The sequence below is a fragment of the Nocardioides soli genome (assembly GCF_014191495.1).
Classification (GTDB): domain Bacteria; phylum Actinomycetota; class Actinomycetes; order Propionibacteriales; family Nocardioidaceae; genus Nocardioides; species Nocardioides soli.
The window spans coordinates 489,100-506,409 of record NZ_JACHWR010000002.1 but is presented as its reverse complement, the minus strand read 5'-3'; the positions used below and the strand labels follow the sequence as shown (position 1 = coordinate 506,409).

Annotated in this window: 14 protein-coding genes; 6 read left to right on the top strand and 8 right to left on the bottom strand. The window is 72.1% G+C overall.

Annotated elements, in window-relative coordinates; all coding sequences use genetic code 11:
- The first annotated feature begins 46 nt into the window (after positions 1 to 46).
- Positions 47 to 1,309: a lytic transglycosylase domain-containing protein gene (locus tag FHU40_RS12900; RefSeq protein ID WP_183592723.1), complete on the top strand. Its 1,263-nt coding sequence runs from the start codon at positions 47 to 49 to the stop codon at positions 1,307 to 1,309.
- A gap of 329 nt (positions 1,310 to 1,638) precedes the next feature.
- On the opposite strand, the gene hemB is transcribed toward FHU40_RS12900, so the two are convergent.
- The 7 genes from hemB to FHU40_RS12865 all read right to left on the bottom strand — a co-directional run bounded on the left by hemB (position 1,639) and on the right by FHU40_RS12865 (position 9,424).
- The gene (gene hemB, locus FHU40_RS12895) at positions 1,639 to 2,646 is read right to left on the bottom strand and encodes a porphobilinogen synthase (RefSeq protein ID WP_183592722.1); all 1,008 of its coding nucleotides are present in this window, start codon (positions 2,644 to 2,646) and stop codon (positions 1,639 to 1,641) included.
- Positions 2,647 to 2,769: 123 nt separating this feature from the next.
- Entirely contained in the window at positions 2,770 to 4,419 is a 1,650-nt protein-coding gene (locus tag FHU40_RS12890) for a uroporphyrinogen-III synthase (RefSeq protein ID WP_183592721.1), read from the bottom strand.
- The gene (gene hemC, locus FHU40_RS12885) at positions 4,416 to 5,402 is read right to left on the bottom strand and encodes a hydroxymethylbilane synthase (RefSeq protein WP_183592720.1); all 987 of its coding nucleotides are present in this window, start codon (positions 5,400 to 5,402) and stop codon (positions 4,416 to 4,418) included. The genes FHU40_RS12890 and hemC overlap by 4 nt, the downstream gene beginning before the upstream one ends.
- Positions 5,399 to 6,688, bottom strand: coding sequence for a glutamyl-tRNA reductase (locus FHU40_RS12880; protein WP_183592719.1), 1,290 nt, complete (start codon positions 6,686 to 6,688; stop codon positions 5,399 to 5,401). Before FHU40_RS12880 ends, hemC begins: the two co-directional genes overlap by 4 nt.
- 76 nt (positions 6,689 to 6,764) lie before the next feature.
- Positions 6,765 to 7,463: a redox-sensing transcriptional repressor Rex gene (locus FHU40_RS12875; protein ID WP_183592718.1), complete on the bottom strand. Its 699-nt coding sequence runs from the start codon at positions 7,461 to 7,463 to the stop codon at positions 6,765 to 6,767.
- A 186-nt stretch (positions 7,464 to 7,649) separates the two neighbouring features.
- Positions 7,650 to 7,898 carry a glutaredoxin family protein gene (locus FHU40_RS12870; RefSeq protein WP_183592717.1) on the bottom strand — a complete coding sequence of 83 codons (249 nt, stop codon included), beginning with the start codon at positions 7,896 to 7,898 and terminating at the stop codon, positions 7,650 to 7,652.
- Positions 7,895 to 9,424, bottom strand: coding sequence for an AMP-binding protein (locus FHU40_RS12865; RefSeq protein WP_183592716.1), 1,530 nt, complete (start codon positions 9,422 to 9,424; stop codon positions 7,895 to 7,897). Before FHU40_RS12865 ends, FHU40_RS12870 begins: the two co-directional genes overlap by 4 nt.
- A 55-nt stretch (positions 9,425 to 9,479) precedes the next feature.
- Between FHU40_RS12865 and FHU40_RS12860 the strand changes: the two genes are divergently transcribed.
- From FHU40_RS12860 to FHU40_RS12850, 3 genes are all read left to right on the top strand, one after another.
- Entirely contained in the window at positions 9,480 to 10,364 is an 885-nt protein-coding gene (locus FHU40_RS12860) for an HAD family hydrolase (protein ID WP_343057842.1), read from the top strand.
- Positions 10,365 to 10,471: 107 nt separating this feature from the next.
- Positions 10,472 to 11,236: a sigma-70 family RNA polymerase sigma factor gene (locus FHU40_RS12855; RefSeq protein WP_183592714.1), complete on the top strand. Its 765-nt coding sequence runs from the start codon at positions 10,472 to 10,474 to the stop codon at positions 11,234 to 11,236.
- Positions 11,237 to 11,315: 79 nt separating this feature from the next.
- On the top strand, positions 11,316 to 12,575 hold the full coding sequence (locus FHU40_RS12850) for a DUF5667 domain-containing protein (protein ID WP_183592713.1): 1,260 nt from the start codon (positions 11,316 to 11,318) through the stop codon (positions 12,573 to 12,575).
- A 143-nt stretch (positions 12,576 to 12,718) separates the two neighbouring features.
- Here the strand turns inward: FHU40_RS12850 and FHU40_RS28975 are convergent, their stop codons facing one another.
- Entirely contained in the window at positions 12,719 to 14,059 is a 1,341-nt protein-coding gene (locus FHU40_RS28975; protein ID WP_221199825.1) for an HNH endonuclease signature motif containing protein, read from the bottom strand.
- A 639-nt stretch (positions 14,060 to 14,698) separates the two neighbouring features.
- On the opposite strand from FHU40_RS28975, the gene istA reads away from it, so the two are divergent.
- Both istA and istB read left to right on the top strand, forming a co-directional pair.
- On the top strand, positions 14,699 to 16,243 hold the full coding sequence (gene istA, locus FHU40_RS12840) for an IS21 family transposase (RefSeq protein ID WP_064075337.1): 1,545 nt from the start codon (positions 14,699 to 14,701) through the stop codon (positions 16,241 to 16,243).
- Entirely contained in the window at positions 16,240 to 17,034 is a 795-nt protein-coding gene (gene istB / locus FHU40_RS12835) for an IS21-like element helper ATPase IstB (RefSeq protein ID WP_183591811.1), read from the top strand. Before istA ends, istB begins: the two co-directional genes overlap by 4 nt.
- Positions 17,035 to 17,310: the final 276 nt, after the last annotated feature.

Here is a 17,310-nt window from a genome sequence, read left to right as displayed (position 1 = left end):
TGCAGAGGGAGCACGCCGGGTCCGAGGGAGCAGGAGACAGCCGGAGATGTCCAAGAGTGGGTCGACCAGCCGCTTCGGGCGCGGTCAGAAGGCGATCGCCCTGGTGCCGCTCGCCCTGCTCTCCGCAGCCTGGACCGCCAGCCTCGCGACGACCGGCACGGGCACCGCGCTCGCCGATGCGACCACCGACCCCGCCCTGCCCGACGGCACCAGCCTGCCCGCCGAGGCGATCGAGGAGCCGGCGAGCGTCTCGGCCGCCTCCGGTGGCGTGGCCCCCGGGGTGGTCGGCAACGCCGCGCGCGTGGTCGCGACCGCCTCCACCTCCGGCATCCCGGCCGCGGCCCTCGCGGCGTACCAGCGGGCCGAGACCGTGATCAACTCCGCCGACCCCGGCTGCCACCTCACCTGGCAGCTGGTCGCGGCGATCGGTCGGGTGGAGTCCAACCACGGCCGCCACGGCGGCAACACGCTCGACGCCCAGGGCGTCGCCAGGCCGGGCATCTTCGGGCCGCCCCTCAACGGCGGTGACGGCACCAGCCGGATCTCCGACACCGACGCCGGCCAGTTCGACTCCGACGCGGTCTGGGACCGCGCGGTCGGTCCGATGCAGTTCATCCCGTCGACCTGGTCGGTCGTGGGCGTCGACGCCGACGGCGACGGCCAGCGCAACCCGCAGGACATCGACGACGCGGCGCTCGCCACCGCCGTCTACCTCTGCTCCGGCGACGACGACCTCGGCACCACCGCCGGCCAGCAGGCCGCGGTCTACCGCTACAACCACAGCCAGCCCTACGTCGACCTCGTGCTGTCGATCATGGAGGCCTACCTCGACGGCGAGTTCACCTCGGTGCCCAACGGCGTGACCTCGGCCGGCTACGTCGTGCCGCCGCTGCCCGACCGGCCCGATCGCGGCGACAAGCCCGACCAGGGGCACCAGGGCAAGGGCGACAACGGCAAGGGCAAGGGCAAGGACGGCCGCGACGACGACCAGGGCTCGTCCGAGCCCACGGACCCGGCGCAGACCCCGACGAAGTCGCCCACGCAGCAGCCCACGCAGCAGCCCACGCAGCCGACGACGCCCCAGCAGCCCCCGAGCTCCACCCCGGCCAAGCCGGCCGACCCGCCGAAGGCGCCGGTGCCGCTGCCGACCCTGACGCTGCCCCCGCTCCCGTCGACCTCGGTCGCGCCGGTCGACCAGCTGCTGTCACACGCGCAAGCTCTCATCCAGTGCGGACCCCGACCGCTCGGTGACGGCTACCTGCCGGGCACCTCGGCCTTCAGCGAATGCGTGTACGCCTACACGCACTGACGGGTAGTTCCTGAGCCCCGACCACCAGCCCCGGTAGTTGAGGTGCGACGGCCGCCAGGCCTGAGCCCCGAAACCACCGCAGCCCTCAGCGCCCAAGCAGCCGCGCGATCCGGGGTGCCGGGACGACGAAGCTCCGTCGTCCCAGCAGGAGTTTCGTCGGCCGGCCGACGAAACTCGCGTCCGCGCGCCGCCCCACCTGCCCGGATGTCACCACCAGTCGCAGGTTCATCAAGGGATGAAGGTGGAGCCCCGGTTCCCCCGCCGAGTTCGGCTCGGGATGCGAAGCTTCGCCAGCATCCCTTGATGAAGCGTCGGCCAAGCGCGCCGGCTCAGCGCCGCAGCAGCCGCGCGACCTCACTCGCCCAGTAGGTCAGCACCACGTCGGCACCGGCCCGCCGGATCGAGGTGAGCGTCTCGAGGATGGCCGGCTCGCGGTCGATCCAGCCGTTCGCGGCGGCGGCCTCGAGCATGGCGTACTCCCCCGAGATGTTGTACGCCGCGACCGGCACGTCGACCGCGTCGCGCACCCGGCGCAGCACGTCGAGGTAGGCCAGGGCGGGCTTCACCATCACCACGTCGGCGCCCTCCGCCACGTCGAGCAGCGCCTCACGGACGCCCTCGCGGGCGTTGCCGGGGTCCTGCTGGTAGGTCCGGCGGTCGCCCTGCAGCGAGGAGTCGACGGCCTCGCGGAACGGGCCGAAGAACGCGGAGGCGTACTTGGCGGAGTAGGCCAGGATCGAGACGTCGGAGTGCTCGGCGGCGTCCAGCGCGGTGCGGATCACCGCCACCTGGCCGTCCATCATCCCGCTGGGGCCGACCATGTCGACGCCGGCGTGGGCCTGGGCGCGGGCCATCTCGGCGTACGCCGCGAGCGTGCGGTCGTTGTCGACACGACCGTCGGGTGTCAGCACGCCGCAGTGACCGTGGTCGGTGAACTCGTCGAGGCACAGGTCGCTCATCACCGTCAGGGCGTCCCCCACCTCGGCCACCACGTCGGTGATGGCGAGGTTGAGGATGCCCGCCGGGTCGATCGCGCCGGTGCCCTCGGCGTCCTTGTGCTCGGGGATGCCGAAGAGCATCACCCCGCCGAGCCCGAGCTCGGCCGCCTCGGCGACCGCCTTCAGCAGCGTCGACCGGGTGTGCTGCACCACGCCGGGCATCGAGGAGATCGGCCGCGGCTCGTCGAGGCCCTCGCGCACGAAGAGCGGGAGCACCAGCTGCCGCGGCTCCAGCGACGTCTCCCCCACCATCCGGCGCAGCGCCGGCGTGGTGCGCAGGCGCCGGGGCCGGACCACGGGTCCGGCCACCGGAGAGGTGCTGGACAGTTGATCGGTCATCGCTCGATCCTCCTCCTGCTCACTCGGTTTCGACCCGCCGTCGCTCGTTCGTACCTCACGAGCGGGCTCGCTCAACCTCCTCGCGTCGAGGAGGTCCGCTGACGCGGACCTCCACGGCTCGGATCACTCCGCGGCGCGAGCCTTCCGCCGCGCGGAGGTCTTGCGCTCCGACGGCTTGGTGACGGGCTGACCCGCCTCGATCAACGACACCCGGCGGGCGGCGCCGAAGTCGGCGAGCGCGTCGACGAGCTCCTCGACGTCCGGCCGGCTCGCGAGGACGTCGACGCGCAGGCCGTGCTCCTCGGCGGTCTTCGCCGTGGCGGGGCCGATCACCGCGATCACCGTCGAGGCATGCGGCTTGCCGGCGATGCCGACCAGGTTGCGCACGGTCGAGGACGAGGTGAACACGACCGCGTCGAACTTGCCGGTCTTGATCGCGTCGCGGGTCTCCGGCGGCGGCGGCGCGGCCCGCACGGTGCGGTACGCCGTGACGTCGTCGCACTCCCAGCCGAGGTCGATCAGGCCGGCGACGAGGTTCTCGGTCGCGATGTCGGCGCGCGGCAGGAACACCCGGTTGATCGGGTCGAGCAGCTCGTCGTACTCCGGCCAGTCGGCCAGCAGGCCGGCGGCCGACTGCTCGCCCGACGGCACCAGGTCGGCGCGCAGGCCCCAGTCGGCGATGGCCTGCGCGGTCTTGTCGCCGACCGCCGCGATCTTGAGGCCGGAGAAGGCGCGGGCGTCGAGGCCGTACTCCTCGAACTTCTCGCGCACCGCCTTGACGGCGTTGACCGAGGTGAACGCGATCCACTCGTAGCGACCCTCGACCAGGCCGCGCACGGCCTTGTCCATCTGCTGCGGGTTGCGCGGCGGCTCGACGGAGATGGTGGGCACCTCGTCGGGCACCGCGCCGTAGCCGCGGAGCCGCTCGGACAGCGAGCCCGCCTGCTCCTTGGTGCGCGGCACCAGCACCCGCCAGCCGAAGAGCGGCTTGGTCTCGAACCACGACAGCGTCTCGCGCAGGTCGACCACGTTGCCGACGACGGTGACCGCCGGCGGGGCCATCCGGGCGGCGCGGGCGTCGGCCGCGATCCGGTCGAGGGTGGAGGACACGGTGGCCTGCTCGGTCGTGGTGCCGACCCGGGTCATCGCGATCGGGGTCTGCGGATCGCGGCCCGCGGCGACCAGCGCCTTCGCGATCTCGCCGACCTGGCCGACGGCCGAGAGCAGCACGAGCGTGCGCTTGTCGGCGTACTGCTTCCAGTCGACCTTGTCGCCGCAGGTGACGACCGCGACCTCGCGGTGGTCCTTGGTGGTCAGCGGGATGCCGGCGTACGCCGGGACCGCGTTGACCGAGGAGACACCGGGCACGATCTCGAACGCCAGGCCCGCCTTGACGCAGGCCTGCGCCTCCTCGGGGCCGGACGCGTAGAGGAACGGGTCGCCGGCCATCAGGCGGACCACGCGCTGGCCCTTCTTGGCGTGCCTGACGACCACCTTGCCGCGCGCGGCGTGGGTCAGCGGCTGGCCGTCCTCGCCGAAGCCGCCGTCGACGACCTCGGGGCCGATCGGCTCGGCGCCCTCGACCGGCTCCGGGAGGCCGAGGACCTGGCGGATCAGGCCGGCGTGCTCCGGTACCTCGGTGACGACGACGTCGGCGCGGCTGAGCAGCTCGACGGCGCGGACCGTCAGCAGGCCCGGGTCACCGGGGCCACTGCCGACGAACGACACCCAGCCGCGCGGCTGGTCCTTCGGGGTGGACTTGGCTCGGGTCATGGGTTCTGCACCTTGTCTAGCGAGTGGTCGAGCGGGTCATGCTCCGACCCGTCCAGGTCTGCGGCGCCGTCGGCGAGCATCTCCTGGGCGAGTCGGTCGCCGACGCCGGCGGCGTCGGCGGGGTCACCGGTGGCGGACCTGCGCACCGAGAGCCCCCCGTCGGGCGAGAGGGCGATCGCCCGCACCCACAGCTCCTCGCCGTCCTCGCCCTCGACCACCTCGGCCAGGGCTCCGATCGGCGCGGAGCATCCTCCTTCGAGCGTCGCGAGCACCGCCCGCTCCGCCTCGACCGCCGCGCGGGCGCGGGGGTCGTCGAGCGCCTCGCGCAACTGCGCCGCGAGATCGTCGTCGTCGCGGCACTCGACGGCCAGCGCACCCTGTCCCGGAGCGGGGAGCATCTGGAGCGGGTCGAGCACCTCGGTGGCCTCGTCGAGCCGACCGATCCGGGCCAGCCCGGCGCGCGCGAGCACGATCGCGTCGTACTCTCCCGTGCGCACCTTGCGGATCCGGGTGTCCACGTTGCCGCGGAGGCCGGCGACCTCGACCCCGAGGCCGAGGGCGTGCAGCTGGGCGGCGCGGCGCGGCGAGCCGGTGCCGACGCGGCTGCCCACGGGCAGCTCGCCGAGGGTGAGGCCGTCGCGGGCCACCACCACGTCGCGCGGGTCCTCCCGACCCGGGATCGCGACCAGCGCGATGCCCTCGGCGGGGTAGGTCGGAAGGTCCTTGAGCGAGTGCACGGCGACGTCCACGCGCCCGTCGAGGAGCGCGTCGCGCAGCGCGCTGACGAACACCCCGGTCGATGAGCCTCCGGCCAACGGGGTGCCGGCCGCCTGGCTGCGGTCGCCCTCGGTGCTGATCTCGACCAGCCGGACCGGGCGGCCCAGCCGCTCGGCGATCTGGTCGGCGACCAGCTGGGACTGGGTGGTCGCGAGCACCGAGGCGCGGGTGCCGACCCGGATCGGCGCGCTGACGGCCTGACTCATGACAGGCCCTCCGCCCGGGTCACGGCGTCGACGGCCTCGGGGTCGAGCGCGAAGAGCTCGGCCAGGGCGGCCGCGTAGGAGACCGCGCCGGTCTCGTTGGCGAGCTCCTTCACGCGCACGGTCGGCTCGTGGAGCAGCTTGTCGGCGACCCGGCGCACGGTGTGCAGCACCTCGGCGCGGGCGGCCTCGTCGAGGTCGGGCAGCCGATGCGAGAGGCGGTCCATCTCGGCGTCGACGACCGCGGTCGCCATCGAGCGCAGGGCCACCACGGTCGGCGTGACGCTGGCCTGGCGGCGGGCGGCGAGGAACGCCGCGACCTCCTGGGTCACGATGCGGCGGACGGCGGCCACCTCCTGCCCGGCTTCCGACTCGCGCAGCCCCTCGGCGAGGTCGGTGAGGTTGACCAGCGTGACGCCGGGAAGGTCGCCGACCTCCGGCTGGACGTCATGGGGCAGCGCGAGATCGATGAACGTCAGCGCCCGGCCGTCGGCGGTCGCGGCCGCGACCAGGTCGCGGGTCACCACCACGCTGGTCGCACCGGTGCACGAGATGACCACGTCGGCGTGCGCGAGCTCGGCCTCGAGGTCGGCCAGCGCCGCGGAGCGCGCGCCGTACTCGTCCGCGAGGCGCTCGGCCTTGCCGGCGGTGCGGTTGACGACGGTGATGCCGGCGGCGCCCCGGCGAGCCACGGTGGCGGTGACCAGGCCGGCCATCGACCCGGCACCGATCACCAGCACTCGCTTGTCGGACAGGTCGCCCGCGGCATTGCTGTGGTCGAGGGCGGCCGAGACCAGCGACGGCGCTGCCTGGTCGATGTCGGTCTCGGAGCGGGCCCGCTTGCCGACCCGCAGCGCCTGCTGGAACAGCACGTTGAGCGCCGGCCCGACGGTGCCGATCTCCTGGCCCGCGCTGAGCGCGTCGCGGGCCTGGCCGAGGATCTGGCCCTCACCGAGCGCCATCGAGTCGAGACCGGCCGCGACCTGGAAGAGATGCGAGACCGCGCCGTCGTCGTAGTGCACGTAGAGGTGCGGGAGCAGCTCCTCGGGGGCGCCGCCGGCGCGGTCGACCAGCAGCCCGGAGAGCTCCTCGACGCTGCCGTGGAAGCGGTCGACCTCGGCGTAGATCTCCAGCCGGTTGCAGGTCGCGATGACCGTGGCTTCGGTGACGTGCTCGCCGGCGGCGACGTCGTCGATCAGCTTGTGCACGCCGTCGTTGTCGAGCGCCACCCGCTCCAGCAGCGAGACCGGCGCCGACTTGTGGGAGATGCCCACGACCAAGACGCTCATGCGCGTACTCGCTTCGCTCCGTGCGCGCATGAGGCACAGGACGCACTGCCTTGGATGATTCGCTCGCTTCGCTCGCTCATGCGGTCACCTCCTCGGTGACGGCCCCCTGCATCTTGCGCTGCTCGTGGTAGGCCAGGATCTGCAGCTCGATCGAGAGGTCCACCTTGCGGACGTCGACCAGGTCGGGCACCGAGAGCACGATCGGCGCGAAGTTGAGGATGCTGGTGATCCCGCAGGCGACCATCCGGTCGGCGACGTCCTGGGCGGCGACGGCCGGGGTCGCGATGACCCCGATGGCCACGCCGTGGTCGTGGACGATCTGCTCGAGGTCGGCGAACGGCCGCACCTCCAGGCCGGCGACCGCCTCGGCCCGGCGGGCCGGGTCGGCGTCGAGGAGCGCGACGACCCGGAAGCCGCGGCTGCGGAACCCGGAGTAGTTGGCGAGGGCCTGGCCCAGGTTGCCGATGCCGACGATGACGACGGGCCAGTCCTGGGTGACGCCGATCTCACGGGCGATCTGGTAGCGCAGGTACTCCACGTCGTACCCGACCCCGCGGGTGCCGTAGCTGCCCAGGTAGGAGAGGTCCTTGCGGAGCTTGGCGCTGTTGACGCCCGCCGCCACCGCGAGCTCTTCGCTCGAGCAGGTGGTGGTGCCCTGGTCGGACAGGGTCGTCAGGGCCCGGAGGTAGACGGGCAGCCGCGCGACGGTCGCTTCGGGGATGTCCCGAGCGGCGTCGGGTGAGTTCCGTGCGGTCACAGCTCTTGTCTTCTCCATAGCCAGGGGGCTGCTGGGCCGTCGTCGGGCACGCGAGGACGAACCCGTCCTCGGGGCCTGATGGCTTGTTCACTGTAGGAGTTTGTGAACGGGAGAACAAAACGGAGCGACCCTCGCCCGCTGGCCGGTGCTACCACATGTGATGTGACCCACGCTCGCGGGGCCGGTCGGCGCGATCCCGCGACCTCAGTCGCGGGCGAGCGCGGCCCGCAGGCGACGCTCGTCGACCCGCCAGAAGTCGTGCTGGCGACCGTCGACGAAGGTCACCGGGATCTCCTCGCCGAAGCGCTCGCGCAGGGCCGGGTCGTCGTCGATGGACACCTCGGCGTACGACTCGCCCACCTCGGCGCAGACCCGCTCGATGACCGCCCGCGCGTCGTCGCACAGGTGGCAGCCGGGGCGGGAGTAGAGGGTGATGCGGGGCTCGGTGCTCATTCCAACAGTCCCAGCGTGCGCCGCCGCTCGATCCCGCGCAACCGGCCCTTCTGCACCTTGCCCGTGATCGTGCGAGGCAGCTCGTCGACCACCTCGATGCGCGAGGGCTGCTTGAAGCGCGCGAGCCGGAGCGCGCAGTGCGCGCGCACCGCCGCCGCGATCGCGTCCGGCTGTTCGCCGGGAGCGCGCACGTATGCCACCACGGCCTCGCCGCTCCGCTCGTCGGTCACGCCGATCACCGCGACCTCGACGACGCCGGGGACCTCCTCGATGACGTCCTCGACCTCGACCGGGTAGACGTTGAAGCCCGAGACGATCACGACCTCCTTGAGGCGGTCGACCAGGAACAGGTCGCCGCTCTCGTCGAGGAAGCCGACATCGCCGGTCGGCCACCAGCCGTCGCCGTCGGGCCCCTCCGCGCCGTCGGGCCAGTAGCCGCTGAACAGGTTGACGCCACGGATCGAGATCTCGCCCGGGTCGCCACCCTCCGGCGGAAGCCCGTCCTCGTCGATCAGCCGCAGCTCGATGCCGGGCAGCGCGGCGCCGACCGAGCCCGCCTGGGGCGTCCGGCTGCACAGGGTGCTGGTGACGACCGGCGAGGCCTCGGTGAGGCCGTAGCCCTGGTGGACCGCGACACCGGTGCGCTCGTCGAACTCCTCCACGACCTCGGGACTGAGCGGTGCGGACCCCGACAGGATCAGCCGGACCGGGCCGAGTCGCTCCCGCAGGTCCGGCTCGGAGCGCCAGTGGGCGAAGACCGGTGGCGCGACCGGCACCACGCTGCACGCCTCGTCGTCGATGATGGCCAGCGTCTCCTGCGGGTCGAAGCGCTCGACGAGCACCAGCTTCGCCCGGCGCCGGAGCACGCTGCCGAGCACCGCGTTGAGGCCGTAGACGTGGAAGAGCGGAAGCACGCCGAGCACGACGTCGTCCCCGTGGATCATCGGCGGCTCGACCTGCGCGCACTGCTCGATGTTCGCGAGCAGGGCGCGGTGGGTGAGCATCGCGGCCCGTGGGAGACCGGAGGTGCCGCTGGTGTAGAGCAGGGCCGCGAGCTTCTCCGGATCCTGCAGCGGCGGGATCGGCCGGGCCGGCTCGGAGCGCAGTTCGTCGTACGACGCCTCGCCGACGACGACCAGGCGGGGTGGCGACTCGAGCGAGTCGACGGCCTCACGGACGGCCGCGGCCGTGGTCGGATCGGCGATCGCCATCCGGGCGCCGGAGTCGTCGAGCATCCGGGCCAGCTCGCCGACCGCCGAGCCCGGGTTCACCGGCACGGCCACGGCCTGCGCGCGCAGCACCCCGAGGTAGGACGTCACGAACTCGAGACGGTTGCCGACCGCGATCAGCACCCGGTGCCCGCCCACGACACCGGCGCCCGCCAGACCGGTGGCGACGCGGCCCACCTCGTCGTCGAGCTGGGCCCAGGTCAGGCTGCGCCCGCCGGCCTCGACGAGTGCCAGTCGGTCGGGGCTCTCGGAGGCCGCGCTGGTCACCAGCTCGGCCACGTCGCGGATCCCGGACATGGTGCGGATACTTCCACACCACCGCGTGCTGTGCCGGTGGGTCTACCCTGCCGGTGTGACGCCCTCGGACCGCCGACCGCGACCGCTGAACCTCCAGCTGCGGTCGACGCTGGCCGGGGAGGCCGCCGCCGCATCCGCCGAGGTCGAGTCGGCGCTGACGCCACCGCTCGATCCTGAGGCCGCGGCCTTCTTCGACGTCGACAACACCGTCATGCAAGGCGCGAGCATCTTCCATCTCGCCCGCGGCCTGCACCGGCGCAAGTTCTTCACCACCCGCGAGATCCTCGGCGCGGCCTGGAAGCAGGCGTACTTCCGGATCGTCGGCGTCGAGGACCCCGACCACGTGGCCGATGCACGCGCCTCGGCGCTCGGCTTCATCGCCGGTCACACCGTCTCCGAGCTCCAGGAGCTGGGCGCAGAGATCTTCGAGGAGGGCATGGCGCACCGGATCTGGCCGGGCACCCGTGCCCTCGCCCAGCTCCACCTCGACGAGGGCCAGCGGGTGTGGCTGGTGACCGCGGCACCGATCGAGATCGCCCAGATCATCGCGCGCCGACTCGGGCTGACCGGCGCCCTCGGCACGGTCGCCGAGCACGTCGACGGGGTCTACACCGGTCAGCTGGTCGGCGACCTGCTGCACGGGCCGGCCAAGGCGGAGGCCGTCAAGGCGTTGGCCGCGCGCGAAGGTCTAGACCTGCGCCGCTGCTCGGCGTACTCCGACTCCTACAACGATCTACCGATGCTCTCGCTGGTCGGCGACCCCTGCGCGATCAACCCGGACGTCAAGCTGCGTCACCACGCCCGCGAGCAGGGCTGGCGGATCCGCGACTACCGCACCGGGCGCAAGGCACTGCGCGCCGGCCTCGTCGTCAGCGCGGTCGCGGGTGCCGCCACCGGTGCCGTCGCGGCGGGGCTGGCCGTGCGCAGCAAGCGGACCTGAACGCCGTAGTTACCGACCGGTTCACATTCGAATAACTCCCGTTTACGATGGCGGAGGTTTTCGAGGGGCCGGCATCGGGGAGACCGCATTCGGGAGGGCTTGTTCGCATGGCACCAGGCATCCACGACCAGGAGCGGGGCCTCACCGTCCTGCGCCGACTCGTCGCCGAGGTGCTGCTCGCCGAGCGCCTGGCACCAAGGCCCACGCCGGCCTTCGCCGGCAGCATCCTCGCCACCGAGGCGGCGACCAGCCGCGGCAGCGGCGGGCCCGATGGTTACGGGGACGCCGGGCTCGCGGCATCCTCCGAGGACGACGAGTCCGAGCGCACCCGGCTGATCGCCCTCGTCGAGCTGGCCCGGCAGGGCGACGCCGACGCGTTCGGGCTGCTCTATGACCACTACCAGGGGTCGGTCTACCGGTTCCTCTTCTACCGGACCCGCTCGAGGACGCTCGCCGAGGACCTCACCTCCGAGACGTTCTTCCGGGCGCTGCGCAGCATGAACGGGTTCCGGTGGCAGGGCAAGGACTTCGGCGCCTGGCTGATGACCATCGCGCGCAACCTCGCGACCGACCACTTCAAGGCCGGCCGCACCCGTCTCGAGCTAACGACCGAGGACATGAGCCTCCACGACGACGCGACCGACGGGCCCGAGAGCGCGGTGCTCGCCGGGATCACCAACGAGATCCTGATGCGCGCGCTCACCGAGCTGCCCGCCGAGCAGCGCGACTGCCTGGTGATGCGCTTCCTCCAGGGCATGAGCATCGCCGAGACCGCCGCCGTCCTGGGCCGCAGCGACGGCGCCGTCAAGCAGCTCCAGCTGCGCGGGGTGCGCAACCTCGCCAAGCTGATGCCGGAAGGGCTGCGGGACTGATGGCGCGACCGGTCGAAATCGTTCAGTTCCTCGGCGGATCTCGCGTAACTCCGCCGCACTTCTCGTCGTTGAGATCGACATGACATGGGGGATCCGGGCGCGGGGGCGCGCCCACCGGTTCGCCACCCTGGTCGAGCAGTCGTCGACGGGTGAGCGGATCGACGTTGCAGATCGACGTGACCGCGAGCTGGTGGAGCTCGTCGGGGCGCTGCGGGCGGTCCCCGACCCGCAGCCGCGCCCCGAGTTCGTGGCCGACCTGCGCGCCCGGCTCGTGTCCGAGGCCGAGACGGCGCTGGCGCCCGACGACCTCTCGAAGCTCCGGCTCCCCGCTCGCCGCACCACCCGGGAGCGCCGACTCGCGGCCGTCGTCGGCGGCCTGGTGATCGTGGGGGCGAGCGCCTCGGTCGCCGTCGCCTCGCAGTCCGCACTCCCCGGTGAGTCGCTCTACCCGATCAAGCGGGCCATCGAGTCCGCCCACGTCGGGCTGTCGCTCGGCGAGGCCGACAAGGGCAGCATCCAGCTGGCGAACGCCACCGACCGGCTCGAGGAAGCCAGCGCACTGGCCGGCTCGGACGACCCGGGCGATCAGGCGCGGGTCGCACCGACCCTCGCCACCTTCAGCGACCAGGCCACCCAGGGCGCCGACCTGCTGTTCGCCGACTACGCCCACAGCGACCGAGCCTCGTCCATCGCGAAGCTGCGCGACTTCGCCTCGAGCAGCCTGACGCAGCTCGAGGAGCTCGAGCCGTCGGTGCCCGCCGACGCCCGCGACGAGCTCGTCGCCGCCGCCAACGTGGTCGCCCAGATCGACGCCGAGGCGGCGCAGCAGTGCCCCGACTGCGGGGGTACCCCGATCGAGGCGTTCCCGCCGTCGCTGGTCGCCGCCCCGCCGATCGAGCTGCCGACCCTGCCCGCCACTCCACAGCAGGCCGGGCCGGACGCGCGCGGCCAGGACAAGAACGGCACCAAGGGCGACCGCGGCGGCAAGGACGGTGGCCGAGGCGATCGGGGTGACCAGGGCGTCGCGCCCGGACTGCCGCCGGTCGACGGCGACCTGCCCCCGGGCAGCGTGCTCGAGCCGACCACGGACCCGACCCTGCTCCCCAGCCCCGGCGCCTCGCCGTCCCGCGGCACCAACCCGCTCAAGACGCTGACCGACGGCCTGACCGGCGCCCTCACCGGTGGCGCCGCACCCTCCGCGAGCGCACCCTCCAGCTCCGGCGGCAGTGGAGCCACGTCACCCACCGCTCCCCTGACCGAGGTGGTCACCGGCGTCACCGAGATCCTCCAGGGCGTGCTCGACCCGATCACGGGCGCCCTGTTGCCGCCCCGGCAGTAGCGACCTCAGCGGCCCGGTTCGCGGCGGCCGCGGCCGGTGACGCGCTTACCGGGTTTGTGTGGTCGCCGTAGGTGGGGTTACGGGGGGTGGTGACGGCTGCTGGGCGGCTTGCGGTCTGCTCGGGTCGACCGGGTCGGCCCGGGTCAGACGGCGGCGTATTCGATGACGAAGTCGGGGTAGTGGAGTTCGCGTCGGATCCGAGGTACGACGCGGCTGGGTGTGGGTGCGCGTGGTGCTGTTGATCGGATCGTGTGGCCGGTGGGCAGGGTGGTCTCGACGACGTGCTGATCGGGTGGCCCGGCCAGTGGTCTGGCCCGCCAGCCGGGGGCTTGTTTGGTGTGGTTGCACTGCTCGCACAGGCCTTGGCCGTTGATCGCGGAGGTGGGGCCACCGTCGGCGTGGTCGGTGATGTGGTCGTGGTGGCGGACCGGGGCGTTGCACCAGGGGGTGCGACAGGTCTGGTCGCGGAGCTCGAGGAACAGGCCGAGGGCCTTGGGGAACGCCCGGGCCTTCGATTCCATCGCGACGAGGGTGCCGGTCTCGGGGCGGGCGTAGAGCCGCCGCAGCGCCACCCGCGCCACCCGCGCCGCCTGCGCGTGGGCGAGGGCGGTGGCGGTGAGGTGACGGGCGTGGTCGGCGGTCAGGGGGCCGTAGCCGGTGAGCCAGGCGGGCTGGTGTCCGCCGGCGAGGAGGGTGTGGTCGGAGACGGTCAGGTTGATCGTGACCGGGACCGCCTCCGCGGTGGCTTGTCCGGTGATCAGGGTGACGAGGGTGTCGGTCATCACCTGCCGGCGTGATCTCGGGTCGCCTTGGGCACGGGCGGAGTCGGCGGCCCGGGTCAGGGTGGCGTAGACGGCGACGCCCTGGGCGACCGGGAGCAGTACCGAGAGCCGGGCCATCGTGTCCGGCGCGGGCCGCAGGCTCACGTGCCGGTCGGCCTCCGCCTTCGCGCGGCGGTCCACCACCGCGGCCGGATCCAGACCGGCGACCAGCGCCCGGGTCTGCGCGACGAGTCGTCGGTCGCCCCACCCCTCGAACCGATAGGCGCCCTGGTTGTCGGGGGCGCACAGCTCGGCGTCCACCCGGGCCCGGTGCCCGGGGGCCAGGCAGGCGGTCTCGCGGGCGATCAGGATCGCCCGCCACTCCGACACCACCCCGGCCGCCAGCGCGGCCTCCGTCGAGGGGAGCTCGGTCAGGGCGTGCGCGAACCCCAACAACCGCGACCCGCGCGCGGGGGACTCCCGGCGGGCGTAGGCCACCAGACCGGGCACGTCCCGCCCCCGCCGCGCGGCCGGCACGCCCTGGTCGGCGTGCCGGGCCCTCACGCGGGCATCCAGTGCCCGGGTCAATTGCGCCTGGGCCGCGCAGGCCTTCGCTTTGGTGTCCTCGAGGGCGCGGATCGCGTCCACCAGCTCCGCCTCGCTCATCCCCGACACATCGGACACGTCACCGGCCCGGAGGTCGGTGACGGGAGCGCTGGCCATGCCCCATTCTATCGAACGATTGTTCGATCACACAAGGGGTTGGGCGGACCAGTTCGACCGAGCGGCAGGCCGCCCAGGTTCGGGGTGGTTTCGAGACAGGCGCTAGCGCGCCTTCCTCAACCACCGTGCCCCCGACGCGACCAGTCCCGACGACGGTGGTTGAGGAGGTTGCGCTAGCAACCGTCTCGAAACCACCACGCACCCACCGCGGATGCCGCGGGACTGGTGGTTTCGAGACAGGCGCCAGCGCGCCTTCCTCAACCACCGGGCTCGGCGGGAGGCTCGGCGACGGTGGTTGAGGAGGTTGCGCTAGCAACCGTCTCGAAACCACCCCCAACGCGACCCAGTCCCGACCACAGGTCGGCGTCGTCCCGATAGGCGCCGAACGGGTCCGCGGGAGCACGCCGACACTCCCCCGACACCGGCGGGTGGTTTCGAGACAGGCGCTTGTCGGCGGCCATGAAATTCTGCCCGGAGACGGCCACGAAACTGCCCGCTGGCGGACATGAAACCTGCCCGGTGGCGGTCATGGGATCTGCCCGACACGACGTCGTCTGCCTCACCGGCTCCGACGGTTGAGGCCCCTCCTCAGGTGCGATCGGCGGTGCTGAAGCGCCCGTCGCCCTGAGGAGGGACAACTTGAAGTCTGCCGAGGAGATCATGGAAATCCTGGATGCCTACGACCTGACAGGGTCGTTGCGTGATGCCGGCGAGCTGGCCGGATGCTCGCACCACACGGTCAAGCACTACGTGGACCGCCGTGCTGCCGGGGGTGAGCTGGACAAGGCCGTGACTCGGCCGCAGTTGATCGATGAGTACCTGCCCAAGGTCGAGGAGTGGGTCGAGCGGTCCAAGGGCAAGGTCCGTGCCGACAGAGCGCACGAGAAGCTGCTCGCGATGGGCTACAAGGGTTCGGAGCGCACCACCCGTCGTGCGGTCGCATCGGTGAAGAAGTCATACCGGTCAGGACATGTGCGGGTCCACCGGCCCTGGGTCACCGAGCCGGGGATGTGGCTGCAGTACGACTACGGCGACGGACCTGTCGTCGACGGCGTCAAGACGGTTCTGTTCGTGGCGTGGCTGGCGTGGTCGCGGTTCCGGGTCGTGATCGCGCTGCGCGATAAGACCATGCCGTCCGTGTTCGCCGCGCTGGACCAGACCTTCCGCCGGTTGGGTGGGGTGCCGACCTACGTGCTGACCGACAACGAGAAGACCGTCACGACCGAGCACATCGCCGGGATCCCGGTCCGCAACGGACAGCTCGTCACCTTCGCCGAGCACTACTCGGTCGTGGTCCACACCTGTGTGCCGGCGGATCCGGCGTCCAAGGGCGGCACCGAGTCGTCGGTGAAGATCAGCAAGGCCGACCTGGTGCCCAAGGACACCAACCTGCGTGAGGAGTACGCGTCGTTTAGCGAGCTCGAGGAGGCGTGTGAGGCGTTCTGTCAGAAGGTCAACACCCGGGCTCACCGGACCACGAAGCGGCCACCGGTCGAGATGTTGGCCGAAGAGCGGACACGGCTACACCCGGTCCCGACACAGCCGCACACAGTCGCGTTCGGCACCACCCGGGTAGTGCCGGGCAACACGCCGATGGTGATGTTCGAGTCCGGCCAGTACTCGGTGCCACACACCCTGCTCGGCGCCACGGTGTGGGTTCGTGCCCAAGGACTCGGCGACGGCGAGGAGGTCGTCATCGTTCACGTCGGCGAGGACGGACCCGCCGAGGTCGCCCGCCACGCGCGCGCGACGCCGGGCACGCCGAGGATCAACGACGAGCACTTCCCACCGCAGCCGGAAGGTCCGTTGAACCGGCAGCCGCGAGCGAAGAACCCAGCGGAAGCCGAGTTCCTCGACCTGGGCGAGGGCGCCCGCCTGTGGCTGGTCGAGGCCGCTGCGGCGGGCACGCCGCGGATGAGGGTCAAGATGGCCGAAGCCCTCAGCCTGGCCAAGCTGTTCGACCCCGTCGAGGTCGACTGGGCACTCGGCCACGCCGCCGTCCACGGCCGGTTCGCCGAGGCCGATCTGTCCTCGATCCTCGACCACCACGCCCGGCAACCCGCTGTTGGCGAGCACCGTGCCGGCGAAGAACGGTCGCTGACCCAGGGCACCGCCGGATGGGCACGTCTCGGCCAGCACGACAGCCAGCACGACAGCCGCGAGGGGAACGAGGTGACCCGATGACGACCAAGACCACCACACCATCGATGGCGTCCGCGCCGCCGTTGCCGGCCGAGTTGGAGGACCTCTTGCGGCGGCTTCGGCTGCCCCACATCCGTCGCCACGCACCGGAGGTCGTCGCGACCGCGAAGGCCCAACGCTGGGAGCCCGCCGAGGTGCTCAAGGCTCTGTTCGCCGAGGAGGTCGCCGGAAGGGAACGCTCCGCACTGGCCACCCGCAGGGCGGCTGCGGGGTTCCCGACCGGGAAGACGTTCGATGCGTGGCAGCCCGAGGCATCCTCGATCCCGGCACCGACCCAGCAGGCACTCCGCACCCTGGAATGGGTCCACCGTCGGGAAAACCTCGTCGTGTGCGGGCCGTCGGGGACCGGGAAGACGTTCCTACTGGAGGCACTCGGTCACCAAGCCGTCGAGGCCGGGTTGAAGGTCGCCTGGTTCACCCTGGAAGACCTCGGGGTCCTGCTGCGCCGCCATCGTGCCGACGACACGGTGTCCAAGGCCATCGCCCGTGTGCTGCGCGCCGATCTCGTTGTCGTCGACGACATCGGCCTGTTGCCGGTCGCCCAGGATGCCGCCGAGGGGCTCTACCGGCTCGTCGACGCCGCCTACGAGAAGCGGTCGGTCGCGATCAGCTCGAACCTGCACCCGTCCGGGTTCGACGAGCTGATGCCCAAGACGCTGGCGACCGCCACCGTCGACCGGCTACTGCACCACGCCCACGTGTGCCAGACCAGCGGAGACTCCGTGCGACTTACCCAGGCACTCGCCGGCCGAGGGGTGAGTCCCTTGAGCTGAGTGCTCTGGTCGGTGGTGGCCGCAAGCCCACTGGGCAGATCCCATGGCCACCACCGGGCAGTTCTCGTGACCGTCAGCGGGCAGGTCTCACGACCGCCCCTGGGCAGTTCCTACTGTCCCTTGACATTCCTCAACCACCGGGAGCGCGCCTTCCTCAACCACCGTGCCCCCGAGGACGGTGGTTGAGGAGGTTGCGCTAGCAACCGTCTCGAAACCACCACGAACGCGACCCAGTCCCGACCACAGGTCGGCGTCCTCCCGATAGGCGCCGAACGG

Excerpts from the sequence above, each read along its gene's own strand:
- FHU40_RS12900 (WP_183592723.1), top strand. The coding sequence starts at position 47 with ATGTCCAAGAGTGGGTCGACCAGCCGCTTCGGGCGCGGTCAGAAGGCG.
- FHU40_RS12865 (WP_183592716.1), bottom strand. The coding sequence starts at position 9,424 with ATGTCCGGGATCCGCGACGTGGCCGAGCTGGTGACCAGCGCGGCCTCC.
- FHU40_RS12875 (WP_183592718.1), bottom strand. The coding sequence starts at position 7,463 with ATGGAGAAGACAAGAGCTGTGACCGCACGGAACTCACCCGACGCCGCT.
- FHU40_RS28975 (WP_221199825.1), bottom strand. The coding sequence starts at position 14,059 with ATGGCCAGCGCTCCCGTCACCGACCTCCGGGCCGGTGACGTGTCCGAT.
- FHU40_RS12880 (WP_183592719.1), bottom strand. The coding sequence starts at position 6,688 with ATGAGCGTCTTGGTCGTGGGCATCTCCCACAAGTCGGCGCCGGTCTCG.
- FHU40_RS12855 (WP_183592714.1), top strand. The coding sequence starts at position 10,472 with ATGGCACCAGGCATCCACGACCAGGAGCGGGGCCTCACCGTCCTGCGC.
- FHU40_RS12870 (WP_183592717.1), bottom strand. The coding sequence starts at position 7,898 with ATGAGCACCGAGCCCCGCATCACCCTCTACTCCCGCCCCGGCTGCCAC.
- hemC (WP_183592720.1), bottom strand. The coding sequence starts at position 5,402 with ATGAGTCAGGCCGTCAGCGCGCCGATCCGGGTCGGCACCCGCGCCTCG.
- istB (WP_183591811.1), top strand. The coding sequence starts at position 16,240 with ATGACGACCAAGACCACCACACCATCGATGGCGTCCGCGCCGCCGTTG.
- FHU40_RS12890 (WP_183592721.1), bottom strand. The coding sequence starts at position 4,419 with ATGACCCGAGCCAAGTCCACCCCGAAGGACCAGCCGCGCGGCTGGGTG.
- hemB (WP_183592722.1), bottom strand. The coding sequence starts at position 2,646 with ATGACCGATCAACTGTCCAGCACCTCTCCGGTGGCCGGACCCGTGGTC.
- FHU40_RS12850 (WP_183592713.1), top strand. The coding sequence starts at position 11,316 with ATGACATGGGGGATCCGGGCGCGGGGGCGCGCCCACCGGTTCGCCACC.